The following is a 26,503-nucleotide window of genomic DNA, read 5'->3' as shown; positions in this document are numbered from 1 at the left end:
ACGAGACGGTTGCTGTAACCATCTCGTTTTCTCGTTCTGCGGTGCGTAGGGGACTCGAACCCCTGACCCCGTGCGTGACAGGCACGTATTCTAACCAGCTGAACTAACGCACCATTGCTGGGCGACCTCTTGTTTTACAAGCGGAGGTCGGTCGCTTCATCTCCCCTCCCTTCGGCTGGCGGTGCGTAGGGGACTCGAACCCCTGACCCCGTGCGTGACAGGCACGTATTCTAACCAGCTGAACTAACGCACCGTTTTCGGTATTGCGAGTGCAAAGATAGTATAAATTTTTGAATCAGCAATATTTTTCACCCCTTTTTGAAGAAAGAAAATTGCACGCTTCCGTAACTCCTTAATTGCCAAAACTCCGCACAGGACGAAAAATCCATCTTTTTCGAATGTTCGAAGATGAAAATGCCCCCCGGACGCAGCAGGTCGCCCTTCAGCACCAGATCGACAACCGCCTCGCTGCCCTCCAGATCGTAGGGAGCATCCGAAAAGACGATGTCGAACTGCTTGGTGCAGCTCTTCAGGTAGAGAAAGACATTCGCCTTGACCGCGTAGAGATGCTCGATGCCCAGCTGCGCGGCCGTCTGCCGGATGAAATTGTAATGCACCGGATTGATCTCCACCGACGTGACACTCCGCGCCCCGCGCGAGGCGAACTCGTAGCTGATCGACCCCGTACCCGCAAAGAGGTCCAGCACGTCGCACTCCTCGAAGTCCACCAGGTTGCCCAGGACGTTGAAGAGGTTTTCCTTTGCAAAGTCCGTCGTGGGTCGGGCCCGCAGATTCCGGGGCGGATTGATCGCCCGGCCCTTGTATTTGCCGCTGACTATTCGCATACCGATTCCTTGAACATCTTTCCGAGCAACCTGCGCAACCGGGCCGCATCATCGCCGGCAGCGTGCAATACATACTCCGCAAGCGGGAAGGCGGCACCGAGACGTTCGATGAAATAGAGCACGTCGGCATCCTCCGCCGCAGGGATCACCTCGGCCAGCTGCAGCGCCGGATCGTACACCCGGACATAGAGCAGCCCCCCGCGCCGACAAAGCCACACGGCCGGCCTTTCCGTTTCGGGGCCGTGCAGCAGCGGCGTCGTAAAGGATGCCCGCGAGCCGAACCGTTCGGCAACGGAGGCCGCGGCCGGAGCGGGCAGGGCCATCACGGCGACAGTCTCCCGCACGGAGGCGCTGCACACGACACACTCCCCGTCGGTCGGGGCAAGCCCCCCGGCCGCAAGGAGCTCCGCGCCCTGCGCCCGGTCGAAAAGCTCCGCAGGCACGAGTACCGTCTTTGGGGTCAGCAGTTCGATCTCCACGGGATCATTGCCCGGAAACTCCGCATTCGGTTCCGACAACGAAAAAGAGTGTCCATCCAACGAGAGCTGAATGGACACCTTATTGACGGAATTCGAAGGATTACTCCCAGTTGCCTGCTTCATTGTTGGCAGCATCCATCGAACCGAACTTCACACCGGGATAGCGGTTGTAATTGTTCACCTCGTCGTCGATCAGGTTGATGATATCCTGACGGAACTCAACCGTGTCGAGGAACATCTTGTAGGGGGCACGGCACTCCACGATGGGAACCGTCACACCCGATGCGGTGGTGGAGCCAGCCTCCATGATGAACTGGGCCTTGTCGCCGGTTCCGGGGATGAAGCGGAACGCATTGACATCCGCAGCCGAGAGCTTCTTCGGAGCGAAAATCGTATCGATGACCGCTACGGTGAACTCCTCGACATTCTTCTTGCCCGCCTTCTTCAGCATGGCCATACCGACCGAGTCGTCCTCGTCGACAATCTTGCGCTCAAGCACCAGCGAATCGTTCAGCACGAAAGCGGCAAGCGTATCGAAGCTGCCGGTGAAGCGCTTGTACTTGGTTCTGAATGCGCGCTGTGCGGTACGGATATCCTTGATACGATCGATGACCTGAGCCTTCTTCGTTTTCAGCTCCTGTTCGAAACGGATCGGGGTCGAGATCTGGTCGTAGATGACGTAGACCAGGCCCACGATGGCTACAGCAAGAATGATTTGGATGAGTTTTTTCATTTTAAATTAATATTTGTTGTTAATTTTGTGCTGAATAAATCCGACACGATGTTTAGTACACGTATTGCGACCCAAATTTACGCCAAAATTTGTTTCGAAACAACCCCTGGGCAAAAAAAAATCATAGAAAAATTGTCCGAATACATCGCCGATGACGATTTTTCACGGATTTTCGTACTGAACGGCTATGCCGGAACGGGCAAGACGACGCTGATCGCGGCGCTGGTCGGGGCGCTCAAGGAACTGGGCATCAAGCCCGTGCTGCTGGCCCCCACGGGCCGTGCTGCCAAGGTGCTGGCGCAATACGCACATGAAAAGGCCCTCACGATACACAAACGCATCTACCGCCAGCGCACGAATGCCGACTACGAATCGAAATTCTCGCTCAACCCCAATCCCGAGCGCGATGCGGTCTTCATCGTCGACGAAGCCTCGATGCTCTCCGACGGCGCATCCGACGGGGCGCTCTTCGGCAGCGGGTCGCTGCTGCAGGATCTCGTACAGTATGTCCGCAGCGGCCGTGCCTGCCGTCTCGTGCTGGTCGGCGACAGCGCCCAGCTGCCACCCGTGGGTTCGGACTTCAGCCCGGCGCTCGACGAAAACGCCATGCGCGCCTTCGGCGAGGTGGTCTACGGCACGATGGACGAGGTCGTGCGGCAGGAGGCGCAGTCGGGCATCCTCTTCAACGCCACACTCGTGCGCTGCATGCTCGAACGGGGCATCCACGAAATCCCGCGTTTCGAAATGGGATTCCCCGACATCGAGGCGGTCGAGGGCGGCGAGTTCCTCGAGAAGCTCCAGGACTGCTATGCCCGCTACGGGCGCGACGAGACGATCGTCATCACACGCTCGAACAAGCGCGCCAACCGCTACAACGAGGGCATCCGCCGCAACGTGCTCTGCGCCGAGGAGGAGATCGAGAGCGGCGACATGCTCATGATCGTGAAGAACAACTACTACTATCCGGAGCGCACGGAGGGGTGCCCGATGAACTTCATCGCCAACGGCGACATCGCCCGCCTGAAACGGCTGCGGCGCTTCGAGGAGTTCTACGGCTTCCGCTTCGCCAATGCCGTGCTGGAGTTTCCGGACTACGACGACACGGAGCTCGAGTGCAAGATTCTGCTCGACACGATCGCGTCGGAGTCGCCGTCGCTCACGCGCGAGGAGTCCACGCGGCTCTTCTACGAGGTCGAGAAGGACTATCTCGACATCCGGAGCAAGATCAAGCGGTTCAAGGAGATTCGCGAAAACCCCCATTTCAATGCCGTGCAGGTGAAGTTCTCCTATGCCGTCACGTGCCACAAGGCGCAGGGCGGGCAGTGGAAGGCGGTCTTCGTGGACCGCTGCCTGTTCGGCGAGGAGCCGATGACGCGCGACATGCTCCGCTGGCTCTACACGGCCCTGACGCGCGCCACGGAGCGGCTCTATCTGGTCAATTTCGACAAGGCTTTCTATGAATAGCGAACAACATCCGCTCCGGCCCTTCCTGCCGGAGAACGCCCGGCTGCTGATGCTGGGCAGCTTCCCGCCGCAGCGCAGGCGCTGGTCGATGGAGTTCTTCTACCCCAACCTCCAGAACGACATGTGGCGCATCGTGGGGCTGCTGGCCGCGGGCGACAAGGCGTACTTCCTCACGGCGGACGGCCGCCGCTTCGACCAGCCGCGCATCGAGGCCTTCTGCCGCGAACGGGGCATCGCGCTCTACGACACGGCCGAGGAGGTCATCCGACTGAAGGACAACGCTTCGGACAATTTTCTTCAGGTCGTGCGCGAGGTGGACCTCTCCGCCCTGCTCGGGGCTATTCCCTCGTGCCGGACGATCGTCACCACGGGGCAGAAGGCCACCGACACGCTCTGCCGCATCACGGGGTGCGGCGAACCGCCCGTAGGGTGCAGTACGGCCTTCGCATACGCCGGCCGGGAGCTGACCCTGTGGCGCATGCCCTCCTCGTCGCGCGCCTATCCGCGGCCCGTGGAGTGGAAGGCCGCATATTACCGGCGTGTCTTCACCGAAGCGGGAATCCTCTGACAGAGCGGCGGAAACGGGCTGTTCCGTGTGTCGGAAATCCCTGTATGAACATTTTTTTCGAAAAACAGACATATTCGGGATAGGTATTCCGGCCGGAAATGCTTATTTTTGTGGTGTAAATGCCGGTGTTCCCGCTGCGGACTCCGCGAACACCACTCGACGGAACGGACGGTTCCTTGACACTTCATGCCCCAAATTCCACATCATCATTAACCACAAATCAATCAAATCATGCTTTACACCAACAAATTATCCTCTTTCTGCGGTACGGTCTGACAGCCTTCGCCGCGGTCTGCATGCTTGCCGCATGCGACAAGGACAACGATTCGGACAAGCCGGAACCGGACCCCGACCCCGAACCGGATACCGAACTCTCCTTCGCCTGCGACGTGACGGACATCACGGCTTCGTCGGCAAAGGTCATCGTCTCGCCGATCGACGGCTACACGGACTACTACTATTTCGACGTAATGGCCAAGTCGGAGTACGAGGCACAGTATGCCGACAACCAGCAGGCGCTCATCGACCGGTTCGAGGCCATGGTGCAGGAGTACGCCGACCGCTACATCGAAGCGGGCCAGGTCTCCTAGCTCGAGGAGCTGATGGAGCTGGCCATTGCCAGCAAAGGCATTGCGGAGTTCGAATACCAGACGCTCAATCCGCTGACGGAGTACTGCGTATGGGCCTGCGGCGTCAACCTGCAGGGCAAGGTCACGTCCGACATCTCGGTCATCAAGGAGTTCACGACACTCGACGTCGAGCACTCGGGCATGACGTTCGACATCGCCTACGATCCCGAGACCTACAAGCTCACGCTCACGCCGTCGGGTGAAGAGAACTACGTATGGGGCCTGCTCTCGGCCGAAGACTACCAGCAGTACTTCAACGGTTCGGCCGAGGAGTGCATCAAGGACCTCGTGGAGACCTACATCGAAGAGAGTATTCTGGAAGAGAGCCTCTTTGTGGGTCCCGTCTCGACGAGCATGATCCTCAAGGCCACGGTCGGCGAGAACGTGGTCGTGGCGGCAGGCTATGAGGACGGCATCACGACCAGCGTGGCCGAATACCGCTTCGACTTCGCGGGCAATCCCTCGGCGACGATTACCGAGGACGTCGACACGACGCTGGGCGGCATGACCTCGGCCTTCTACTCGAACTGGGGCGAGACGCCCGAGGGCTCGGGACTCGACCAGGCCACGGTGATGCTCAGCGACTACGAGTCGATGAAACAGCTCTACCTCGACGTGTGGTTCCCCCACGGAGAAGCCATCTCCGGAACCTATGAGATCAACAATACGAACCAGGCCCGCACGGCCATCGCCGGACGCATCACCTCGACGCTCAACCCGTCGTTCTACGCCTTGCTGAACGAGGAAACGATGGAATTCGAGCAGTATGCCCTGCTGGAGTCGGGCACGATCACGATCATGGGCGACGACATGTCGATGTTCTACACCGTGACGGTCGACGCCAAGTCGGGCGACTTCTCGGTGAAGGTCAGCTACACGGGCATGATGTTCTCGGCCTCGTCCGCCGGTGTGAACCTGCGCCCTGCGGCCGCACCTGCCCCCGCAGCCGTGAAAAAGGCCGTCAAGCTGTCGCAGGCGCGCCCCGCGTCCCGCTAACGGGAGGAACCGGAACGGACAGAAGCCCGACATCCCGACTCCCGGGGAGGCGCGCAATGCGATCCCCGGAGAGTGCACCGGAAACGGGCCGTACTCGTGTACGGCCCGTTTTCCTTTGCCCAACGGAGGGGCGGTGCGAAAATATTTTTGAATCGCGCGCGGCACGTTTTGCGAAATATTCCGCTATCTTTGTAGGGATAAACCAACACGATCACCGCAGTGACTCCGGAAAAGAAAACCGACAACAAAAAATATGTCGAGACACCGCTCATGAAGCAGTACTATGCCATCAAGGCGGTGCATCCCGACGCCATCCTGCTCTTCCGCGTGGGCGACTTCTACGAGACGTTCGGCGACGACGCGATCAAGGCCAGCGGCATCCTGGGCATCACGCTCACGCGCCGCGCCAACGGCGCCGCCTCCTACGTCGAACTGGCGGGATTCCCCTACCACGCCATCGACGCCTACCTGCCCAAGCTGGTGCGCGCGGGCGAGCGCGTGGCCATCTGCGAGCAGCTCGAGGACCCGAAACTCGTCAAGGGGCTGGTCAAGCGCGGCGTCATCGAGCTGGTGACCCCCGGCGTCGTACTGGGCGACAACATCCTCGCCAACAAGGAGAACACCTACCTCGGCTCGGTCTACTTCGGCCGCAGGTCGACGGGCGCGGCCTTTCTGGACATCTCCACGGGCGAGTTCTACGTGGCCGAAGGGTCGGACACCTACATCGACAAGCTCATCTCGAACCTCGCGCCCAAGGAGATCATCTACCAGCGCGGCTGCGAGGAGCGCTTCACCGGGGCTTTCGGCTCGAAGCACTATACCTACCGGCTCGACGAATGGGTCTTCACGGAGGAGGTCAACCGCGGGAAGCTCTGCAAACAGTTCGGCACCTCCTCGCTCAAGGGATTCGGCGTCGACCACATGACGAGCGGCATCTCGGCCGCCGGCGCCATCCTCCACTACCTCGAATTCACCGAGCACCGCGACACGGGCCACATCCGCTCGATCGCGCGCCTCGACCAGAACGACTACGTCTGGGTCGACAAGTTCACGATCCGCAACCTGGAGCTCTTCGCCTCGAACGGCGCGCAGGAGAAGAGCAGCTTCGCCGAGGTGATCGACCGCACGCTCACGCCGATGGGCGGACGGCTGCTCAAGCGCTGGATCGCCATGCCGATCATGGATACGGCGCGGATCAACCGGCGGCTGGACGTCGTCGAGCGCTTCACCGGCGACGCGGAGCTGGCCGACGCCGTGCGCGAGCAGGTGGCGATGATCGGCGACCTGGAGCGTATCTCCTCGCGCATCGCGGCCTCGCGCGTGACGCCCCGCGAGCTGGTGCAGCTCAAGAACTCGCTCGCGGCGCTCGAACTGCTCAAGGCGGCGCTGGAATCCACCGACTGCGAACGGCTGCACGAACTGGCCGGCGGGATCGACCCCCTCACGGCGGTGCGCGAGCGCATCGCCCGCGACATCTACCCCGATCCGCAGAACAACCAGATACAGAAGGGCGGCGTCATCGCCGACGGTGTCGATCCCGAACTCGATGATCTGCGCCGCATCGCCCTGCACGGCAAGGACTACCTCGCGCGCATCCAGCAGCGCGAGAGCGAGGCGACGGGCATCCCGTCGTTGAAGATCAGCTACAACAACGTCTTCGGCTACTACATCGAGGTGCGCAACGCCCACAAGGAGAAGGTGCCCGGGACGTGGATCCGCAAGCAGACGCTTGCCAACGCCGAACGCTACATCACCGAGGAGCTCAAGGAGTACGAGGAGAAGATTCTGGGCGCCGAGGAGAAGATGCTCGTCATCGAGCAGCGGCTCTATGCCGAACTGATGGCCTACATCTGCGGATCGCTCACGGTGCTGCTGCGCGACGCCGCAGCCGTGGCGCGCATCGACTGCCTGCAATCCTTCGCGCGCATCGCCTGCGAGCGGCGCTACGTGCGCCCGGAGCTCGACGAGGGCAGCGTGATCGACATCCGCGCCGGGCGGCACCCGGTCATCGAGACGCTGATGCCCGTCGGCGAGGAGTACATCCCCAACGACGTGATGCTCGACGACAAGCAGCAGCAGATCATGATGATCACGGGTCCCAACATGTCGGGAAAATCGGCCCTGCTGCGGCAGACGGCCCTCATCATCCTCATGGCGCAGATGGGCTCGTTCGTCCCGGCCAAATCGGCGCACATCGGCGTCGTGGACAAGATTTTCACGCGCGTCGGGGCTTCGGACAACATCTCGCAGGGCGAGTCGACCTTCATGGTCGAGATGCTCGAGTCGGCGAGCATCCTGAACAACATCTCGGAGCGCAGCATCGTGCTGCTCGACGAGATCGGGCGCGGCACGTCGACCTACGACGGCATCTCGATAGCCTGGGCCATGGTCGAATACCTGCACAACCACCCCACGGCTCATGCCAAGACGCTCTTCGCCACGCACTACCACGAACTCAACGAGATGGAGCAGATGTGTCCGCGCGTGAAGAACTACCACGTCACGGTCAAGGAGATGGGCAACCAGATCGTCTTCCTGCGCAAGCTCGAGCGCGGCGGCACGGAGCACTCGTTCGGTATCCACGTGGCGCGCATGGCGGGCATGCCGGCCTCGGTCGTGGCGCGGGCCGACGAGATTCTGCGCAACCTCGAGCAGGTCTACGGCAACAACGAGATCGTCCCGAGCCGCAGCCCCCGCGAACGCGGGAAGCGCCACACGGCGCACGCCGTGCGCGAGGCGGCCGAAAGCGCCGTGCCGCAGAACATGCAGCTGTCGATGTTCCAGCTGGACGACCCCGTGCTGGTGCAGATACGCGACCAGATCAAGGGTATCGACATCAACACGCTGACGCCGATCGAGGCGCTCAACAAACTCAACGAAATCAAGAAGATCACCGGCATCTGACCCGCAGCCGGCCCGCCGTCCGGTCCCGACCCGCGGGACAAGGGCGCCGGGGCCCGGATTTTACAGCGTCACGGCCGTCACCGTCCAACGAACAGAAGCCATGCAGGAGGAAGACATGCAGGAGGAGGAACTCCGTCTCGAAATCATCACGCCCGACACCTCGACGCAGGCGGACGTGCCGCTCGCCGCGAGCGGCGTCTCGGCGGGCTTTCCCTCGCCGGCCGAGGATTTCCTCGAGCCGTCGATCGACCTGAACCGCACGCTCATCCGCAATGCGGCGTCGACCTTCTTCGTGCGTGTGAGCGGCGACTCGATGAAGGACGACCGCATCGACGACGGCGACCTGCTGGTCGTCGACAAGTCGATTGAGCCCTATGACGGCTGCGTGGCCGTCTGCTTCCTCGACGGGGAGTTCACGCTCAAGCGCGTGCGCATGGGCCGTGACCGCCTGACGCTCATGCCGGCCAACCCCCGCTACCGCCCCATCGAGGTGAGCCGCGACAACGACTTCGCCATCTGGGGCGTGGTCACCTACGCCATCAAGAAAATCTGAACGCCCGATGCGGGCCACGGCCATGTACGGACTCTGCGACTGCAACAACTTCTTCGCCTCGTGCGAGCGTGTCTTCCGTCCCGAGTTGAACGGACGTCCCGTGATCGTGCTCTCGAACAACGACGGATGTGTCATCGCCCGCTCGAACGAGGCCAAGGCGCTCGGCATCCGCATGGGCCAGCCCTTCTACCAGTTGCGCGAGGTCATCCGACAGCACGACGTGGCGACCTTCTCGACGAACTTCGTGCTCTACGGCGACATGTCGCGCCGCGTGATCCGGACGCTGCGGCAGCTGGTGCCCGCAGCCGAGGTCTACTCGATCGACGAGGCGTTCCTCGACCTGCGGGGCATCGCGACGGAGGAGCTCGACGCGCTCGGCCACCGCATCAGCCGCACCGTCCAGCGCAACACGGGCATCCCCGTGAGCATCGGCATCGCCCCGACCAAGACGCTGGCCAAGATCGCCTCGAAACTCTGCAAGCACTATCCGCGGCTCGACGGCAGCTGCCTGATGTACCGCCCGGCGGACATCGAGAAGGTGCTGCGCCGCTTTCCGATCGGCGATGTCTGGGGCGTGGGGCGGCGGCACCTGCGCATGCTCGAGCAGGCGGGCGTCGTCACGGCCTACGACTTCGTGCAGCGGCCCGAAGGATGGGTGCGCGCGCGGATGAACCTCCCGGGCGTGCGCATGTGGCGCGAACTGCAGGGCGAGGCGTGCATCGACTTCGAGAACGCCCCGCGGCAGCGGCAGCAGATCTCCGTCTCGCGCAGCTTCGCCCACGAGCTGACCGACTACGACGAGCTGCACAGCTCGGTGGCGACCTTTGCGGCGATGTGCGCCGAGAAACTGCGGCGCCAGAGCAGCCTCTGCGGCGAGGTCACCGTCTACATCTACACGAACCGCCACCGCGAGGAGCTGCCCCAGTATTTCGAGAGCCGCACCGTGCGCCCGGCCGTCGCCACGGACGACACGCTGGAGCTCGTGCCGCTGGCTGCCGGGGTCCTGCGGCAGATTTTCCGCCGCGGCTACGGCTACAAGAAGGCCGGGGTGATCTTTTCGGAGTTGAGCGACCGCATCGGCACGCAGACCGACCTGTTCGACCCGGTGGACCGGGCGCGCCACAACCGCCTGATGGAGGCCGTCGATGCCGCCAACCGGCAGTTCGGCCGCGGACGCATCGTCGTGGCGTCGCAGGGCCTTGCGCCGCTGAAAATGAACCGCGGACACCTCTCGAAGAACTACACCACCGACCTCGACGACATCCCCACGGTCAAGGTCTGACCTCCCGCACCGACACCGCTTTGCCGCCCGCGGCCTGCTCCGCTCCGCTTTCAACACCTTCTCCGGCAACGACCGGGCCCGCACCACCCCGCTCCGCTCCGTGCCAACACCCCCTCTCCCGCAACAACCAAGCCCGTACTACCCTGCCGCCGCGGCTTCTCCCTTTTCCGACCCAACGCCCCCTCCGCCAACAGTCGGGCTGCATCACCCCGCCCGGCTCCGTGCCAACACCCCCTCCGGCGACGACCGGGGCTGCACTACTCCGCACCGTCTCACCTTGCCGCCACGCCCGGAGCTTCTTTCGCCGTCCGCCAAGCCATCCGCCGAACCGTTCCGTACAAAAAAGCGGGTCCCCGGCAACCGGAGACCCGCATGGATGCAGACGGCCCGCACAGGGCCGCACGCAGGTGCGTCACGCCACAAACTCCTCACCGCGCAGGAAGGTCCGCGCGATGAGCGGCGTCTGGTAGGCGTAGGTAAAGAATTCGAACGACGGCATCGGCTCCGTGAGGAAGAAGTTGGCGACCTTGCCCACGGAGATCGACCCGAAATCGCGGCTCAAATCCAGGGCGCAGGCGCCGTTGAGCGTCGCGGCATGGAGCGCCTCGGTCGGGGTCATGCGCATGCGGATCGAGGCGAGCGCCATCACCATGCGCATGTTGCCCGAGGGCGACGAGCCGGGGTTGTAGTCCGAAGCGAGGGCCACACCCAGCCCCGCGCGGATCATCTCGCGGGCCGGCGGGTAGCTCATGCCGAGGAAGAAGGCCGCGCCGGGCAGCATCGTCGGCACGGTGTCGCTGCCGCGCAGCGCCTCGATCTCGGCGGCTCCGATGCGTTCGAGGTGGTCGACCGAGAGGGCGCCGCAGCGCACGCCGAGCTGCACGCCGCCCGAGACGGCCAGCTCGTTGGCATGTATCTTCGGGCGCAGCCCGTAGCGGGCAGCCTCCCCGAGGATGCGGGCCGTCTCCTCCACCGTGAAGAAGCCCTCGTCGCAGAAGACGTCGACAAAGTCGGCCAGCCCCTCGCGCGCCACGGCGGGCAGCATCTCGCGGCAGACCAGATCGACATACTCCGCCTGCCGCCCCGCATAAGCGCGGGCCACGGCATGCGCCCCGAGGAACGTCGCGCGCACCTCGAGCGGCACCGTCTCGCGGATGCGGCGGATGACGCGCAGCATCTTCAGCTCGTCCTCCGTCGAAAGACCGTAGCCGCTCTTGATCTCGACACAGCCCGTGCCCATCGCGGCGATCTCGCGCACGCGCCGCATCGCCGCGTCGTAGAGCTCCTCCTCGGAGGCGGCGTGCAGGCGGTCGGCCGAATTGAGGATGCCGCCGCCGCGCCGGGCAATCTCTTCGTAGCTCAAGCCGTGAATCTTGTCCAGAAACTCCTGCTCGCGGCTCCCGGCATAGACCAGGTGGGTATGCGAGTCGCAGAACGACGGGAAGAGCATCCCGCCCGCGGCATCCACCACGCGGTCGGCCGCAGGCCGCTCCTCCGTCATGCGCCCGAAGGCGGCGATGCGCCCGTCGACGGCCAGCAGCCAGGCGTCGTCGAGCGACTCCATGCGGTCCATCTCCCCGCCGCAGAGCCGCAGGCGGCCCCGGCTCTCCATCCCGACGATGCGGGCGATGTTGTCAACGCGCAGTCTCATCTTGCAGGAAGCGGATCGAGGCGGCGATGTGCGGATACATCACCGAGTCGTTGTCGATGAACGGGACGTGGCGGCGGTAGTCGGCAACCAGCCCCTCGAGCAGCGGCGACGTGCGGGCCGGACGGCGGAACTCGATCGCCTGCGCGGCGTTGAAGAGTTCGATGGCCAGCACGCGCTCCGTGTTGCAGACCACGCGGTAGAGTTTCGTCGCGGCGTTCGAGCCCATGCTCACGTGGTCCTCCTGCCCCTGCGACGAGGGGATCGAGTCGACCGACGCGGGCATGCAGAGCCCCTTGGTCTGGCTGACGATCGACGCCGCGGTGTACTGCGGAATCATGAAACCGCTGTTCAGGCCCGGCTTCGCCACCAGGAACGACGGCAGGCCGCGCGTTCCGGAGATCAGCTTGTAGATGCGCCGCTCGGAGATGTTGCCCAACTCGGCCAGCGCGATGGCCAGGAAGTCCATCGCCAGCGCGATGGGCTGCCCGTGGAAGTTGCCGGCCGAGACGACCATGTCCTCGTCGGGGAAGACCGTCGGGTTGTCCGTCGCGCTGTTGATCTCGGTCGTCAGCACGCTCTCGACGTAGTCGATCGTATCCTTCGAGGCACCGTGCACCTGCGGGATGCAGCGGAACGAATAGGGGTCCTGCACGTGGGTCTTCTCGCGCTTGATGAGCTCGCTGCCCTCGAGCAGGCGGCGGAAGTTGCGTGCCGTCGTGAGCTGTCCCTTGTGGGGGCGGATCAGGTGCACCTCGTCGCAGAAGGGCTCGATGCGTCCGTCGAAGGCGTCGAGCGACAGCGCGCCGATGCAGTCGGCCCACTCGCTCAACTGCCGCGCCCGGATCACGGACCACACGCCGAAGGCGCTCATCACCTGCGTGCCGTTGAGCAGCGCCAGCCCCTCCTTCGACTTGAGCTCGATGGGCTCCCAGCCCATCTCGCGCAGCACGTCGGCCGCCGGGCGCACCTCGCCGCGGAACTCGACCTCACCCAGCCCCAGCAGCGGCAGGCTCATGTGGGCCAGCGGCGCCAGGTCACCCGAGGCACCGAGCGATCCCTGCTGGTAGACAACGGGCAGGATGTCGTGGTTGTAGAACTCCACGAGCCGCTCGACCGTCGCCAGCTGCACGCCCGAATGGCCGTAGGCGAGCGACTGGATCTTCAGCAGCAGGATCAGCCGCACGACCTCCGAGGGGACGCGCTCGCCCGTGCCGCAGGCGTGCGACATGACCAGGTTGCGCTGCAGCTGCGCCAGCGAGTCGTGGTCGATCGAGATGTTGCAGAGCGAGCCGAAGCCCGTGGTGATGCCGTAGATCGGCTTGTCAGAGTGCTCCATCTTGCGGTCGAGGTACTCGCGGCAGCGGACGATGCGCTGCCGGGCGTCGTCGCTCAATGCAAGCGGGAGGCGGCGTTCGATGATTTCGCGGACACGCTCCATCGAGAGGTGCTCCGAACTGATATGGTGGTATTCCATGGGTAATTCTCTTTTTCAGGGTTATTCGTTGAGTGCCTTGCGGATCAGCTCCTCGTCGGCCAGGTTGGGCATCGTGACCTGCAGGCCGGGCGTGCGCTCCATCTCGCGGCGGATGGCCGACATGGCCCCTTCGTTGCGGGCCCAGCTGCGGCGCGCGATGCCGTTGTTCACGTCCCAGAAGAGCATCTCGCGGATGTGCCGCTCGGAATCCTCCGAGCCGTCGATCACCATGCCGAAGCCGCCATTGATGACCTCGCCCCAGCCCACGCCGCCGCCGTTGTGAATCGAGACCCACGTCGCGCCGCGGAACGAGTCGCCGATGACGTTCTGCACGGCCATGTCCGCCGTGCGGTTCGATCCGTCGTAGATGTTCGACGTCTCACGGTAGGGCGAGTCGGTGCCCGAGACGTCGTGGTGGTCGCGTCCCAGCACCACGGGGCCCGAGAGGCGCCCGTCGGCAATCGCCCGGTTGAAGGCCAGCGCGATCTTCGTGCGGCCCTCGCAGTCGGCATAGAGGATGCGGGCCTGCGAACCCACGACCAGGCGGTTGCGCCCGGCCTCGCGGATCCAGTGGATGTTGTCGTCGAGCTGTCCGCAGATCTCCGCGGGTGCCGTGCTGCGAATCTCCTCCAGCACCTCGGTGGCCAGGCGGTCGGTCATCTCGAGGTCCTCGGGCTTGCCCGACGTGCAGACCCAGCGGAAGGGACCGAAGCCGTAGTCGAAGAACATCGGGCCCATGATGTCCTGCACGTAGGAGGGATAGCGGAAGCGTCCGCCCTCGCCCATCACCGCAGCCCCGGCACGCGAGGCCTCCAGCAGGAAGGCGTTGCCGTAGTCGAAGAAGTACATGCCGCGGGCCGTCAGCTTGTTGATGGCGTCGACCTGCCGGCGCAGCGACTCCTGCACGCACTCGCGGAAGCGGGCCGGCTCCTCGGCCATCATCTTGTTCGACGCCTCGTAGCTCAACCCCACGGGGTAGTAGCCGCCCGCCCACGGATTGTGCAGCGAGGTCTGGTCCGAACCGAGGTCCACGGGAATCTGCTCCGCGGCGAGCCGCTCCCACAGGTCCACGATGTTGCCCACGTAGGCCAGCGAGACGATCTCCCGGCCGGCCACGGCGCGGCGGATGCGCGGGATCAGCTCGTCGAGCGAGTCGTGCAGTTCGTCGACCCACCCCTGGTCGTAGCGCTTCTGCGCTGCCTTGGGGTTGATCTCGGCGATGACGCTCACCACGCCCGAGATGTTGCCCGCCTTGGGCTGTGCGCCCGACATGCCGCCCAGACCCGACGAGACGAAGAGCATGCCGCGCGTGTCGGTGCGTCCCTCGGTGAAGCGCTTGCGTGCGGCGTTGAGCACCGTGATGGTCGTGCCGTGGACGATGCCCTGCGGGCCGATGTACATGTAGGACCCGGCGGTCATCTGCCCGTACTGCGAGACGCCGAGGGCGTTGAAGCGCTCCCAGTCGTCGGGCTTCGAATAGTTGGGGATCACCATGCCGTTGGTCACGATGACGCGCGGCGCGTCGGGATGCGACGGGAAGAGCCCCAGCGGATGGCCCGAATACATGACCAGCGTCTGGCGGTCGGTCATCTCCGAGAGGTACTTCATCGTCAGGCGATACTGCGCCCAGTTCTGGAAGACGGCGCCGTTGCCGCCGTAGGTAATCAACTCGTGCGGATGCTGCGCCACGGCCTTGTCCAGGTTGTTCTGGATCATCATCATGATGGCCGCGGCCTGCCGGCAGCGGGCCGGATACTCGTCGATCGGCCGCGCATACATCTCGTAGTCGGGACGCAGGCGGTACATGTAGATGCGGCCGTAGCGGCGCAGCTCCTCGGCAAACTCCTTCGCCAGCACGGCGTGGTGCTTGGCCGGGAAGTAGCGCAGGGCGTTCTTCAGCGCCAGCACCTGCTCCTCGGCCGTGAGAATCTCCTTGCGCTTGGGCGCATGGTTGATCTGCCTGTCATAGGGTTTCGCGGCGGGCAGCCGGTCGGGAATACCCGCGCGGATATCGTTCTGGAATTCTTCGCGTGTCATGGTTTATCCGATTTTCTGTTCTACGATCGTGAGGACCTCCTTCTCGAGACGCTCGGCCTCGGCGGCCAGCTGCTCGGCCTCGGCAACGAGGGCATCGGCCACGGCCCGGTCCTTGAGGCCCGCGGCGTTGATCTTCACGTTGAGGCGTGCGCCGAGCACCGCACTGCGGGCCGCCAGGGCACCCACACCGGCATCCGAAACCGAATTGGGGTTGCCGTCGGCCGCCATGGCGCGCACGATGTCGAAGACCCGCACGGCCGTGCGCATCGTCCGCAGCGGCACCTGCGTGGCATAGAGCGTCGCCTCCTGCAGGGCCGCGCTGCGCGCCGCCTTCTCCTCGTCGGTCGACTTGGGCATGGCAAAGACGTTCATGATGCGGTTGAAGGCGTCGGTATCCTCGTCGACCAGGTGCAGCAGTTCGGTCATGACCGCCTGCCCCCGCTCGGCCCAGTCGGAGAACTCCTCCCAGCGGTCGTCCCAGCCGGCCTTGTGCGACGAGAGGTTCGCCACCATCGTGCCGAGCGCAGCGCCCAGCGCACCCATGTAGGCCGAGATCGAACCGCCGCCCGGAGCCGGCGACTCGCTGGCCGTCTCCTCGGCAAAGCCCGTGCAGGTCATGTCGACAAGGCGCTTTCTGCGTTCGTCGGCCTCGAGCAGGTACTCGATCACCTTCTCCTCGGGACGGAACGGCTTGAGATCGTCCAGCCCCATCGACTTGACGGCGATGCGCACGATCTCCTCTTCGGAGATGCCCACCGAGCGGTGCTGCTTGCGCAGGAAGTACTTGCCCGCCTCGACCAGCGCCCGCTTCGGCACGAGGCCCACGATCTCGGTGCCCGTCACGCGCACACCGCGCGCATCGGCCTTGCGGCACACCTCGTCGAAGGCGACATGCAGGGGCGTCGTGGAGATATTCGTGATGTTCATCGAGACCTGTGCGATGCCGTACTCCTCGATGAACCACCCGATGGCCTTCGTGGCCTTGAGCGTGCCGGGCTGCATGACGGGATTGCCCGCGGCATCCTTCACGATCTTGCCCGTGATGGGATTGCCCTCGCGCACGGGGCGTCCCTTCTCGCGCACGTCGAACGCAATGGCGTTGGCGCGGCGCGTGGAGGTCGTGTTGAGGTTGAAGTTCACGGCAATCAGGAAATCGCGCGCGCCGACGGTCGTGGCACCCGTGCGTGCGACGCCCTCGTCGTAGGGGCGCGCCCCGAAGTCGGGAGCCGACTCCTTGTGTGCCAGTTTCTCGGGCAGCGCCTCGTACTCCCCGGCGCGGCAGACGGCCAGGTTGCGCCGCTCGGGCGTGAAGGCGGCCGCCTCGTAGCAATAGGTCGGGATGTGCAGTTCGTCGGCGATGCGCTCGGCCAGCTTGCGCGACAGCGCGGCGCACTCCTCGAGCGTGATGCCCGCGATGGGGATCAGCGGTAGCACGTCGGTGGCGCCCATGCGGGGGTGCGCCCCCTTGTGTTTGCGCATGTCGATCAGCTCGGCGGCCCGCTTCACGCCCTGGAACGCCGCCTCGACGACCGCCTCGGGCGACCCGACGAAGGTTACGACCGTGCGGTTGGTCGCCTCGCCCGGATCGACGTCGAGCAGCTTGACCCCTCCGGCAGCCTCGATCGCCTCGGTAATCTGCGCAATGACATGCTTGTCGCGGCCCTCACTGAAGTTGGGGACACACTCTACGATTCGTTTTTCCATAGGATTGGTCGGTTATTGGATTTCACTGCTTCAAATATAGCGAAAATCCGCAACAAAACATAAAAAACCGTAACGAAAAAAGCGTCTGACGCACAAAACAGAAAGCCCGCCGCACGAAGCGGCGGGCCGGGATGCAGCCGGAGGCGGGACGGGTCACCTGCCGATGGTCAGAACCATGCCGCCCGTCACCCAGAGACCCGGCAGGCGGATGCCTCCCAGGTCGAAGTGGCGCGAGTCGGTGATGTTCGTGGCGTCGACATAGAGCCGGCAGATGCCCTTCTCCCATTGCAGACGTCCGTCGAGCAGGAAGCAGGGCTCGAAGTCGCGTGTCTGCGTAACCGACGAGTCGTTCACGACGGGATAGTACGTGTAGCTGCCGTTGCGGTCGGCGAGCGTGCCCGTGAGCGAGAGCGTCACGCGCCGCAAGAAGCGCACCTCGACGAGTGCCGACGCCTTGTGGCGCAGGTAGTCCATGGCGCTCTTGGCGATGATGTCCGTGTTGCGGTCGGTCGTCACCCAGGCATACGAGAGCGTGACGCGGCGCAGGAAGCCCTCCGCGGCCGCATAGCCGCCCGTCACTTCGATGCCGTAGGTGTCGAGTTTGCTCGTCTGCTCCGAATGCCACTTGTTGCTCAACTCCTCGCGCCAGACCCAGTCGATGATGTCGCGCCCGGCACGGTAGTAGCCGTTGAGCGAGGCGCTCCACCGGCCGCGGGTGTATTCGGCCCCGACGCGGCACGTGACGGCCCGCTCGGGCGTCAGGTCGAGGTTGTTGATCTGTGCGGGCGACGAGTAGTAGAGATCCGTGAAGGTCGGCAGGCGCATCGACTGCCACGCCCCGGCACTCACGCGCCACCCACCGCCGGGCAGGTAGCCCGCCGAAAGGCTCCACAGCGCCGAACGTCCGTAGGGCGTGAGGCTCACGCCGCCCGAGAGCGCCGCGTCGAAACGCGCCCACTGCTTCGCGTGCCGCACGTAGAGGTTGCCCGTGTGGCGCGCCGTGGCGTGGGTGTACTCGCCGTGGGGATGCCGGAGCTCCTCGCCGAGGTTCGTGCTGTAGATGTGGTTGTAGGCATAGTCGCCGCCGAGTGTCGTCAAGCCGCCCGCCCACGCGCAGTCGGCCGAGAACTTCGCACCCGCGTTGTCCGTATTGTGACGGTTCAGCGCCGTACCGCGCTTCCAGTCGTAGCGGTCGAAATTCTTGCGGTAGCTCGCCGCGGCCGTGAGCGAGAAGCGCCCGAGACGCTTGAGCCAGCGCAGCGACGCCAGCGCCGTCGAGGTCGCCTCCCACTGGTCGGGGTTGTAGGCGGCATAAAAGCCGTTCGACCCGAAGGCTCGGTTCTGATAGCCGGCCTGCAGGTCGAAGAAGCCCGCATGCTCCGCCTCGCAGGTGGTCCGCACATAGGCGTTGTAGGTATCGAAATCGGTATTGTGGCGGTATCCGTCGCTTCGGCGGTACGACGCGGCGCCGAGCACCGAGAAGCGGCCCGACGTCACGGCACCCGAAAGGTTGGCGTAGGCGTAGCCGTACTGTCCGCCCGCCCCCTCGAAACGCAGGTAAGTCGGGCGCAGCGGTGCCGTGCGGATGTTCACCGCGCCGGCGTAGGCGCCGACGCCCGGCACGCCGTCCAGCAGGTCGATGCCCGCCACACAGTCGAGGTCGACGGGCAGCGAGTGGGACTGGTGGCCTGTGCGGGCGTCCGTAAAGTCAATACCGTTCAGGAGGACCATGGTCTGGTCGAAAGAGCCTCCCCGGATGGAGATGTCGGCCTGCATGCCCTTGCTTCCGCGCTCGCGCAGATCGACCGACGGCGCGAGGCGCAGGGCGGCCTCCAGCGTCTGGAGGGGCACCGCGGCCTGGGTCTTCCGGTCGAAAAGCGGAGTTTGCATCTGCACGGTCCGCGTCGGGGCGGCTTGTCGCCCCGAAATGCCGACCTCACGTATGCGCAGCGTCTTCATGACGGCGGACGTGTCGGCCGGTTGCGCGGATGCACCGCACGGTGCAAGCAGCAGGATCGACATCCCGACGCAGAGCACCCCGATGGTCACGCAGCGGTGCATGCTCGCAAAGGCCGACCAGCCCTTGCGGTCCCAGCGCCGCCAGCGCCCGCCTGTGGGGAGCCGTTTTGTCTGGATGTGTTCCATAGTGTTTGAAATTTGGGTTAGGTAAAAAATTCAGCGGTTCGGAACACGTCCGGCTGCACGCCGCGTTCCAAACCGCTGCAAAGATAGCACTTTCAACGAAGAGACCAAGCGTCTCCCCGGAAATCGGGCCCCCGCTATGCGAACAGGGCGCTCACGCGGGCCGCCACATCGTCCGGATCGGGCTCCAGCGGGAAGACATGGCTCGGCTGGAGGTACCACAGCTCCTTCTCGGCCTTGAAGTGCTCCTCGCCGCCGCCCGTGATGTTGAGCATCACCGTGGCGTCCTTCTCGACCTTGCCGTCGGCCACGGCCTTGATGAGCGAAGCCAGCGCCACACCCGCCGCCGAGTAGATGTCGACCCCCTCCAGCTCCTTGAAGAGCTTGCGGGCCTTGCGGGCCTGGGCGTTCGTCGCCACGAACATCTCGCCGTTCGTGGCCTTCAGCGCGTCGTAGAGGCCTCCGGCCAGTCCGTAGGGGGGCCGGCGGTTCGAGAGCACCTTGGCGTCGATGATCTCCGCGTCGCGGCGCGCCTTGTCGTCGTCATAGGGCAGCATCTTGCGCGAATCGGCGCGCCAGGCGTCGTACATCGGCACGAACGGGGCATTCTGCGACACCATCAGCTTCATCGTGTTGCTGCCGAAACGGCCGTCCTCAATGAGGCGCATGTTGGCCTCCCAGGCGGCAATGGCGCCCGTGCCGCTGCCCACGGCCTGGAAATAGTAGTCCGGAATGCGGCCGATCGTCGTCACGGCCGAGAGCACCGTGCAGGCCATGCCGTCGCGGCGCGCGATGTTCTTCGCTCCGCCCTCGGCATAGAAGCCCGGCGTCTTGAGGGCGATGTCGCTCAGGTGGATGGCATCGAAATAGTCGCCGCCCTTCTCGCACGAGATGAGCTTCACGCAGGGGTCCAACGGCTGCTCGAACCACAGGGCGCCGATGTTGTCATAGGGTACCGACAGCAGCAGCTTGATATGGTTGTCGGAGCAGACCTTGGCGAAGGCTCGTGCCGTATTGCCGGCCGACGCAACCACCAGCACGCGCTGCTCGTCCTCGGCCGTGCGGCCGCAGACCGTGTAGGCCTCGGTCTCCTTGAACGAGCAGGTCGTCATCGTCGCCCCGATGGCCGGATAGTAGCCGTTGAAGGTGATCCACAGATTCTCCAGTCCGAGGTGTGCGGCCAGCCCCTTGCTGCGGTAGGTCACGGGGGCCGACGACCCCTTCAGGATGCGACGCACGGGCATCCAGTCGCAGAAGCGGTAGAGGCCCCACTCGGCGGGTTTCACTTCGAGCTGTCTGCGGGCATAGCGTGCGCGCACGAGCGACGGCGGCTTGCACTGCGGATCGGCGAGCGTCCAGCCCTCGTCGGGAAATTCACGTCCCGTGGCCACGCACTCGAGCGTATAGGAGGTAGGTTCAAATTTTTCCATCTATTCTGTTTGTGTTGCGATTTGTTTGCGGTTATGACATGCGGTTTTTGAAGTCTTCGTATCCGAATGCGCGGATGAGGTCGATACGGCCGTCGCGGCGCGCGATGACGATCGAGGGGTGGGCCACACCGTTGAACATCGTCGTCTTGACCATCGTGTAGTGGATCATGTCCTCGAAGACGATGCGCTCGCCCACCTTTAGGTCGTGGTCGAAGGCCCAGTCGCCGCAGTAGTCGCCGGCCAGGCAGCTCGTGCCGCCCATGCGCCAGCGCTTCTCGCCCGCGGCGGGCTCGTGCGCCCCGACGATCGCGGGCTTGTAGGGCATTTCGAGGCAGTCGGGCATGTGGCAGGCGAACGAGACGTCGAGCATGGCCGTCGTCACGCCGCCGTTCTCGACGATGTCCTCCACGGTCGAGACGAGGTATCCCGTGCGCCAGGTGAAGGCGCTGCCCGGTTCGAGAATGAGCCGCAGGTGGGGATGGCGCGCCTTGAAGTCGCGCAGCAGGGCGATCAGCGCGTCGCAGTCGTACCACGAGGCGGTCATCAGGTGGCCGCCGCCCATGTTGAGCCACTGCACGTGGTCGAGGTACTCGCCGAAGTGCCGCTCGACGGCCTCGAGCGCCAGCCGCAGGTGCTCGGGACGCGACTCGCACAGCACGTGGAAGTGCAGCCCTTCGATGCCGCGGGGCAGACCGCCGTGCGCCGCCAGCTGCGCGGCCGTGACGCCGAGGCGCGAACCGGCCACACAGGGGTTGTAGAGGTCCGTCTCGACGGGCGAATATTCGGGATTGATGCGCAGGCCGCACGAGATGCCGCGCAGGATGGCCATCGGGGCGAAACGTTCGTACTGCGCCACGGAGTTGAAGGTGATGTGGCTGCTGCAACGCAGAATCTCCTCGATGTTGCGGTCCGTGTAGACGGGGGCGTAGGTGTGCGCCAGGCTGCCGAACTCCTCGAGCACGAGGCGTGCCTCGGCGGCGGACGATGCCGTGGCGCCGTCGGAATGGCGGGCCAGTTCGGGGAAGATGCTCCACATGGCGCAGGCCTTCAGGGCAACGATGATCTCGGCACCCGACTCGCGGCGCACGCGGTCGATCAGGGCGAGATTCGCATCGAGCAGGGTCTCGTCGAGCACGTAGCTCGGCGAAGGCACTTTCAGAAAGTCAATCATCGGGGACGGGTTCATTCAAAACGGCTACAAAATTAACAATTTCGCCGCGATTCCCGCCCCGCTCCGCCCGGAAATTCGGAGAAATACGTATTTATACTTACCCGCCGCCCCGCCGTCACGCCGCCCCCGCTGCCACGCTCCGTGCGGCATGCCTGCCGGAACATGCTGCGCCACGGCCGATTCCGCCGGGCACAAAAAAGCGGACGGCCCCGCATGGAGCCGTCCGCATACCGGACAACGATCCGCCGGAAGGTCCCTCCTCCCCTGCTCTGCTCTCCGAATCCGGAGGCGAGGGCACCGGGGACGCGGGAAGCCCGACGATACCGACGTCACACCTCGATGTCGACGTCGAACAACTCGTGCCACGGGAGCCCCTGCTCGCCCAGCTCCGCGAGGAACGGATCGGGATCGAACTCCTCGACGTTGAAGACACCGGCTCCGCGCCACAGCCCCTTGGCCCACATCGAGGCGCCGAGCGCCGCAGGCACGCCCGTCGTGAACGACACGGCCTGCGTGCCGGTCTCCTTGTAGGCCTGCTCGTGGTCGCAGTTGTTGTAGATATAGTAGGTGCGCTCCTTGCCGTCCTTCACGCCGCGGATGCGGCAGCCGATCGAGGTCTGCCCGTGGTAGTTGGCCCCCAGCGACTTGGGATCGGGCAGCACGGCCTTCAGGAACTGGATCGGCACGATCTCCACGCCGTTGTAGATGATCGGGTCGATGCGGGCCATGCCGATGTTCTGAATCACGCGCAGGTGCGTCAGGTACTCCTGCCCGAAGGTCATCCAGAAGCGGGCGCGCTTGATCGTCGGATAGTTCTTCACGAGCGATTCGAGCTCCTCGTGGTAGATGACATAGGATTCGCGCTCGCCGATGCCGGGATAGTGCAGCGGACGGTGAATCTCGTGCGGCTCGGTGACGACCCACTCGCCGTTCTCGTAGTAGCGGCCCTTCTGCGTCACCTCACGGATGTTGATCTCGGGGTTGAAGTTCGTGGCGAAGGCCATGCCGTGGTTGCCGGCATTGCAGTCCACGATATCGAGGTAGTGAATCTCATCGAAGTGGTGCTTGGCGGCATAGGCCGTGAAGATGGCCGTCACGCCCGGGTCGAAGCCGCAGCCGAGGATCGCCGTGAGGCCCGCAGCCTTGAAACGGTCCTGATAGGCCCACTGCCACGAATATTCGAAATGCGCCTCGTCCTTGGGCTCGTAGTTGGCCGTGTCGAGGTAGTTGCAGCCGCACTCGAGGCAGGCATCCATGATCGTGAGGTCCTGATACGGCAGGGCGACATTGACGACGATGTCGGGCTTGAAGGCCCGGAACAGCTCACACAACGCGGGCACGTTGTCGGCATCGACCTCGGCGGTCTTCACGCGGTCGCCGCCGATGGCGGCCGCCACGGCGTCGCATTTGGATTTGGTACGGCTGGCCAGCATCACGTCCGTGAAGACGGGATTGGCAGCGATCTTCTGGGTTACGACCGTTCCGACGCCACCCGCACCGATGATAAGGGCTCTACACATAGGTATGAGAATTAATGGTTCAGTTTACGCATTGCGCATACAAAAATATCGTTTTATTTCTGCAATCCAAAATCCGGAGACAAAATTTGCGGCGCGGAGCCCCGTCTCCCCTCCTGGGAGCCGTCGGCGAGAACGATTCAGGGGCAAATTGAGAACGATTCAGGGGCAAATAAAGAAAAGTCCGGCAGCCTTCCGACTGCCGGACTTTCTTGGTGAACCCGCTGGGGCTCGAACCCAGGACCCCAACATTAAAAGTGTTGTGCTCTACCTGCTGAGCTACGGATTCTCCGGTACCATGCACGGCATAAACCGTTTTTGGTGGTGCAAATGTACGGAATATATTTGAAAATACAATATCCCGAAGGCTTTTTTTTCGTCCAGCCACCCTCCGAACCCGCATTCAGGGCTTTGCGCATCGTGCGGGGCACCCTTCGCTCCCTTTTACCCCGTTTCATACCCTTTCGGCGGCATCCGGCTCCCGCCTGCGCAGTCCCGGGTGTCGGGTGCCGGGCAGAGTGTGGAGCGGATGCGTGCCGCGGGACAAGGCGTCGGCGCGGAGCCGGAATGCCGGGAGTTCCGGACGCAGGGCGGGAGTTCGGGACGGAATGCGGGGCGGCAGGTGTCGGGTGTTGGCACGAGATGCCGGGGGCGGGTGCGGTATCGGATGCAGGCCGAGATGTCGGGTGTTGGGTGTCGGGACGGAATGCAGGACGGCGGGTGTCGGGATGGAAAACGAGACACTGTCCGAGCGCAAGGAAAGCCCCGTATTCCGTCATGGCGGAGTACGGGACCTTGCGGTGGATGAATCATGAACCAAAACCTGTTCTTTTGCGGATGCAGCACTTATCGCAACCGCCATAAAGCGTGAACCGTAAAGAACAGCAGATCGTTTCGGATCATACGTTCAGTAATCAGGGTGCTTACCTGCATTTACCAATCTTTTGCAAAAGTATCGTACCCCGAACTATGATATATTCCAGGAATACGTTGTACCGCATTATACATACATAACATATTAAGTTCATCATCAAATGATAAATACATAAAAAGTTGCCCAATCATCGATACACATCCTTGTTCTGCAAAATTTGCTTGCGGTAACACTAAATCTGTAAATACAATAAGATTAGACGTTTTCTCCAAATTCCAAAATATAGCATTTAAAATCCAAGTCATATCAGGATCTTCAAAATATTCGTTTTGTTCTCCATAAAACGGAATATGCACATTCCCATATTTAGACTCACTCAAACCGGCAAATGGTTTACGGGTATAATTCTGAGTGTAAGAGGTTCCTGCATTATAGGGGTTGATAAAGGCAATCGGTTCATCCTCGGAAACATATCCATGCCAAGCGTAATCTATATAATCCCCGACTTCAATACCGCCCGTGGCCGTGGTATCATAGAAGTATTCGGTCGGTTCTTCATAATCCACGACGGTCAACAACCGATCCTGACCAAGCGCTTCGCGCATCGCCTTGATGAGTCTCGGGTAGGAGGTGGTGTTCATGGCGGGCATTCCCTCCTTGCCGTAACCGGTGCCCCTATCCCACAGGTTCACACCGTCGAGGTCGTAGGTTTCGACAAAGACCTTGACTTGTGCTACAAAATCGGCAATCTGCGCATCGGTCATATTGCAGAAGCCTATTCCCTTACCGGCGCCCTCGATGCAGACACAGATTTTCCGGCCTTTGTCTTTCATTTGGGCGATGTACTTATCCGAATGCTCCAACGTATAGAAAAGGTCGGAGGCCGGGGCAAAAATCACCCGTTGCGATGCGGCATCATAATCTACTTGTGCGATCCTCAACACAACGATATTTCCCAATGACGTTCGAGAGACTGTCTCAAAAGTTATAGCGTCTTGTGTCTCCAAAGCTACATAATCAGCATATTGAGCCTGCACCTCGCTGGTATTAACATAGAAGACTGTGGTCCGCTCCGTATCAAGCGGTATTTTCCAAGTCTCGTCTCCCTGCTGAAACAGGTTTTCATCAAATTCACGGACTGTGATACCATAATAAAGTACTTCACCAGCGTCCTGCATGGCAAGAGGTAACAGATAAGTTCCCGGAGTCAGGCCATCGGCCGAGAAGGTAACTTCAAGCGGATCTGAAACCGTAGTTCCTGCTGCCACAGTCAGCGTACCACCATTTCCTATCGACACATTCTTTGCCGGCAAGGGCTGGAGATTCGTCTGATTGGCATCATTGTAGGCTCCGACCAGTGACAGGTCTGGTGACACGGTTACCGACACCGGCTGCGAAGTCGTCGTATTGAGCCTGTAGTAGACTTGATCAGCCACATCATCCTCGTAGCCTTCGACCAGGCGCACCGGAATGCGGTCGCGCAGCGACCTGCGGCTCCGCAAGGTCCCGGAAACCGTTTCAAGCGCCTCTCCATCGGGTTCCTGTCCGGCTCCATACGATATGGGTTCCTCCGTACAGCCAGCGAGGAGCAGGGTTGCTGCGCATCCAAGTGCTGCGCCCCGAAACAATCGAATAAATCCTGTATGTTTCATAATGTTCCCTTTCATGATTATTCTTTATTTAGTTGCGGCACCTCAATACCAGAGGGCCATTCGAGATCGAATTCCGCCACGCCGTCGTTGCCGTTGCCGGTCCAGTCATGGATGACGTTGCCTTCGCCCTCGTCGAATTTCCAGTAGCCGATCAGCCCCGGCGTCTGCGGGTCGACGTCGTACATGTTCTCCCAGATCTCCTGCTCGGTACGGGCCACATTCCAAACGCGGACCTCGGTGATGTCGCCGTTCAGCTGGCGCGTGTCATCGTAGGACTTGCCGAGGAAGAACTGCCGGAAATTGCCCCAGCCCTTGTACTGTTCATACTTGACAGGATCCTGCAGGTAGAGGTCGTAGAAAGCCCGGCCAGCCAGGTTGAAAGGCGTCGAGGCGGGATT

20 protein-coding genes and 3 tRNA genes are annotated in these 26,503 nt (G+C 63.0%); 7 read left to right on the top strand and 16 right to left on the bottom strand.

The genetic code is table 11. The annotated features are described in order from the left end of the window. Window positions 1-39 precede the first annotated feature (39 nt). The 5 genes from Q1Y33_RS01255 to Q1Y33_RS01235 all read right to left on the bottom strand — a co-directional run bounded on the left by Q1Y33_RS01255 (window position 40) and on the right by Q1Y33_RS01235 (window position 2,057). Window positions 40-113 (bottom strand) — tRNA-Asp (locus Q1Y33_RS01255). A 63-nt stretch (window positions 114-176) separates the two neighbouring features. Continuing rightward, window positions 177-253 (bottom strand) — tRNA-Asp (locus Q1Y33_RS01250). A gap of 55 nt (window positions 254-308) precedes the next feature. Beyond that, window positions 309-845 (bottom strand): RsmD family RNA methyltransferase, encoded by a 537-nt coding sequence (locus tag Q1Y33_RS01245; RefSeq protein ID WP_300797467.1) that lies wholly within the window; start codon window positions 843-845, stop codon window positions 309-311. Next, window positions 836-1,324: a hypothetical protein gene (locus Q1Y33_RS01240; RefSeq protein WP_300797465.1), complete on the bottom strand. Its 489-nt coding sequence runs from the start codon at window positions 1,322-1,324 to the stop codon at window positions 836-838. Before Q1Y33_RS01240 ends, Q1Y33_RS01245 begins: the two co-directional genes overlap by 10 nt. Before the next feature lie 100 nt (window positions 1,325-1,424). Further along, window positions 1,425-2,057 (bottom strand): hypothetical protein, encoded by a 633-nt coding sequence (locus Q1Y33_RS01235; protein ID WP_300797464.1) that lies wholly within the window; start codon window positions 2,055-2,057, stop codon window positions 1,425-1,427. A 48-nt stretch (window positions 2,058-2,105) separates the two neighbouring features. Between Q1Y33_RS01235 and Q1Y33_RS01230 the strand changes: the two genes are divergently transcribed. The 7 genes from Q1Y33_RS01230 to Q1Y33_RS01200 all read left to right on the top strand — a co-directional run bounded on the left by Q1Y33_RS01230 (window position 2,106) and on the right by Q1Y33_RS01200 (window position 10,453). Further along, a complete protein-coding gene (locus Q1Y33_RS01230; protein WP_300797462.1) occupies window positions 2,106-3,521 on the top strand; it encodes an AAA family ATPase in 1,416 nt (471 codons plus the stop codon). Continuing rightward, entirely contained in the window at window positions 3,514-4,089 is a 576-nt protein-coding gene (locus Q1Y33_RS01225) for a uracil-DNA glycosylase family protein (protein WP_300797461.1), read from the top strand. Before Q1Y33_RS01230 ends, Q1Y33_RS01225 begins: the two co-directional genes overlap by 8 nt. Before the next feature lie 296 nt (window positions 4,090-4,385). Further along, window positions 4,386-4,679 (top strand): hypothetical protein, encoded by a 294-nt coding sequence (locus Q1Y33_RS01220; protein WP_300797459.1) that lies wholly within the window; start codon window positions 4,386-4,388, stop codon window positions 4,677-4,679. Window positions 4,680-4,691: 12 nt separating this feature from the next. Next, window positions 4,692-5,714, top strand: coding sequence for a hypothetical protein (locus Q1Y33_RS01215; protein WP_300797457.1), 1,023 nt, complete (start codon window positions 4,692-4,694; stop codon window positions 5,712-5,714). A gap of 270 nt (window positions 5,715-5,984) precedes the next feature. Beyond that, a complete protein-coding gene (mutS, locus tag Q1Y33_RS01210) occupies window positions 5,985-8,618 on the top strand; it encodes a DNA mismatch repair protein MutS (RefSeq protein WP_300797455.1) in 2,634 nt (877 codons plus the stop codon). A gap of 100 nt (window positions 8,619-8,718) precedes the next feature. Continuing rightward, complete coding sequence (gene umuD, locus Q1Y33_RS01205; protein WP_300797453.1) at window positions 8,719-9,171, top strand: translesion error-prone DNA polymerase V autoproteolytic subunit; 453 nt, start codon at window positions 8,719-8,721, stop codon at window positions 9,169-9,171. A gap of 22 nt (window positions 9,172-9,193) precedes the next feature. Continuing rightward, entirely contained in the window at window positions 9,194-10,453 is a 1,260-nt protein-coding gene (locus tag Q1Y33_RS01200) for a Y-family DNA polymerase (protein WP_300797469.1), read from the top strand. A 412-nt stretch (window positions 10,454-10,865) separates the two neighbouring features. Here Q1Y33_RS01200 and hutI read toward each other — a convergent pair whose 3' ends face one another. The 11 genes from hutI to Q1Y33_RS01145 form a co-directional block, all read right to left on the bottom strand. After that, a complete protein-coding gene (hutI, locus tag Q1Y33_RS01195) occupies window positions 10,866-12,104 on the bottom strand; it encodes an imidazolonepropionase (protein WP_300797452.1) in 1,239 nt (412 codons plus the stop codon). Beyond that, the gene (gene hutH, locus Q1Y33_RS01190; protein WP_300797450.1) at window positions 12,088-13,578 is read right to left on the bottom strand and encodes a histidine ammonia-lyase; all 1,491 of its coding nucleotides are present in this window, start codon (window positions 13,576-13,578) and stop codon (window positions 12,088-12,090) included. Before hutH ends, hutI begins: the two co-directional genes overlap by 17 nt. A 21-nt stretch (window positions 13,579-13,599) precedes the next feature. Further along, entirely contained in the window at window positions 13,600-15,615 is a 2,016-nt protein-coding gene (locus Q1Y33_RS01185; RefSeq protein WP_300797448.1) for a urocanate hydratase, read from the bottom strand. Window positions 15,616-15,618: 3 nt separating this feature from the next. Then, window positions 15,619-17,319: a glutamate formimidoyltransferase gene (gene ftcD / locus Q1Y33_RS01180; protein WP_300797446.1), complete on the bottom strand. Its 1,701-nt coding sequence runs from the start codon at window positions 17,317-17,319 to the stop codon at window positions 15,619-15,621. A gap of 153 nt (window positions 17,320-17,472) precedes the next feature. Next, window positions 17,473-19,464, bottom strand: coding sequence for a TonB-dependent receptor (locus tag Q1Y33_RS01175; RefSeq protein WP_300797444.1), 1,992 nt, complete (start codon window positions 19,462-19,464; stop codon window positions 17,473-17,475). A 134-nt stretch (window positions 19,465-19,598) separates the two neighbouring features. After that, window positions 19,599-20,891: a cysteate synthase gene (locus Q1Y33_RS01170; protein WP_300797443.1), complete on the bottom strand. Its 1,293-nt coding sequence runs from the start codon at window positions 20,889-20,891 to the stop codon at window positions 19,599-19,601. Between the two features lie 31 nt (window positions 20,892-20,922). Then, the gene (gene nspC / locus Q1Y33_RS01165; protein WP_300797441.1) at window positions 20,923-22,062 is read right to left on the bottom strand and encodes a carboxynorspermidine decarboxylase; all 1,140 of its coding nucleotides are present in this window, start codon (window positions 22,060-22,062) and stop codon (window positions 20,923-20,925) included. Between the two features lie 329 nt (window positions 22,063-22,391). Then, window positions 22,392-23,582, bottom strand: coding sequence for a saccharopine dehydrogenase family protein (locus Q1Y33_RS01160; protein WP_300797439.1), 1,191 nt, complete (start codon window positions 23,580-23,582; stop codon window positions 22,392-22,394). Window positions 23,583-23,792: 210 nt separating this feature from the next. After that, window positions 23,793-23,868: transfer RNA gene (locus Q1Y33_RS01155), tRNA-Lys, on the bottom strand. Window positions 23,869-24,512: 644 nt separating this feature from the next. Then, entirely contained in the window at window positions 24,513-26,120 is a 1,608-nt protein-coding gene (locus Q1Y33_RS01150) for a DUF1735 domain-containing protein (protein WP_300797437.1), read from the bottom strand. Window positions 26,121-26,122: 2 nt separating this feature from the next. Next, a partial coding sequence (locus Q1Y33_RS01145; protein WP_363322785.1) for a LamG-like jellyroll fold domain-containing protein occupies window positions 26,123-26,503 on the bottom strand: 381 nt, incomplete at its 5' end.

It is taken from the genome of uncultured Alistipes sp. (genome assembly GCF_949296715.1).
Lineage (GTDB): Bacteria > Bacteroidota > Bacteroidia > Bacteroidales > Rikenellaceae > Alistipes.
Note: the sequence above shows the minus strand (reverse complement) of the source record. Positions and strands in the feature narration are given on the sequence as shown.

Bases quoted from the DNA above. Each gene is read 5' to 3' on its own strand.
- Q1Y33_RS01185 (WP_300797448.1), bottom strand. From the start codon at position 15,615: ATGACACGCGAAGAATTCCAGAACGATATCCGCGCGGGTATTCCCGAC.
- nspC (WP_300797441.1), bottom strand. From the start codon at position 22,062: ATGATTGACTTTCTGAAAGTGCCTTCGCCGAGCTACGTGCTCGACGAG.
- Q1Y33_RS01170 (WP_300797443.1), bottom strand. From the start codon at position 20,891: ATGGAAAAATTTGAACCTACCTCCTATACGCTCGAGTGCGTGGCCACG.
- Q1Y33_RS01245 (WP_300797467.1), bottom strand. From the start codon at position 845: ATGCGAATAGTCAGCGGCAAATACAAGGGCCGGGCGATCAATCCGCCC.
- hutI (WP_300797452.1), bottom strand. From the start codon at position 12,104: ATGAGACTGCGCGTTGACAACATCGCCCGCATCGTCGGGATGGAGAGC.
- umuD (WP_300797453.1), top strand. From the start codon at position 8,719: ATGCAGGAGGAAGACATGCAGGAGGAGGAACTCCGTCTCGAAATCATC.
- Q1Y33_RS01175 (WP_300797444.1), bottom strand. From the start codon at position 19,464: ATGGAACACATCCAGACAAAACGGCTCCCCACAGGCGGGCGCTGGCGG.
- Q1Y33_RS01150 (WP_300797437.1), bottom strand. From the start codon at position 26,120: ATGAAAGGGAACATTATGAAACATACAGGATTTATTCGATTGTTTCGG.
- Q1Y33_RS01235 (WP_300797464.1), bottom strand. From the start codon at position 2,057: ATGAAAAAACTCATCCAAATCATTCTTGCTGTAGCCATCGTGGGCCTG.
- hutH (WP_300797450.1), bottom strand. From the start codon at position 13,578: ATGGAATACCACCATATCAGTTCGGAGCACCTCTCGATGGAGCGTGTC.
- Q1Y33_RS01200 (WP_300797469.1), top strand. From the start codon at position 9,194: ATGTACGGACTCTGCGACTGCAACAACTTCTTCGCCTCGTGCGAGCGT.
- Q1Y33_RS01220 (WP_300797459.1), top strand. From the start codon at position 4,386: ATGCTTGCCGCATGCGACAAGGACAACGATTCGGACAAGCCGGAACCG.
- Q1Y33_RS01225 (WP_300797461.1), top strand. From the start codon at position 3,514: ATGAATAGCGAACAACATCCGCTCCGGCCCTTCCTGCCGGAGAACGCC.
- Q1Y33_RS01160 (WP_300797439.1), bottom strand. From the start codon at position 23,582: ATGTGTAGAGCCCTTATCATCGGTGCGGGTGGCGTCGGAACGGTCGTA.
- Q1Y33_RS01215 (WP_300797457.1), top strand. From the start codon at position 4,692: ATGGAGCTGGCCATTGCCAGCAAAGGCATTGCGGAGTTCGAATACCAG.
- Q1Y33_RS01230 (WP_300797462.1), top strand. From the start codon at position 2,106: ATGTTTAGTACACGTATTGCGACCCAAATTTACGCCAAAATTTGTTTC.
- ftcD (WP_300797446.1), bottom strand. From the start codon at position 17,319: ATGGAAAAACGAATCGTAGAGTGTGTCCCCAACTTCAGTGAGGGCCGC.
- mutS (WP_300797455.1), top strand. From the start codon at position 5,985: ATGAAGCAGTACTATGCCATCAAGGCGGTGCATCCCGACGCCATCCTG.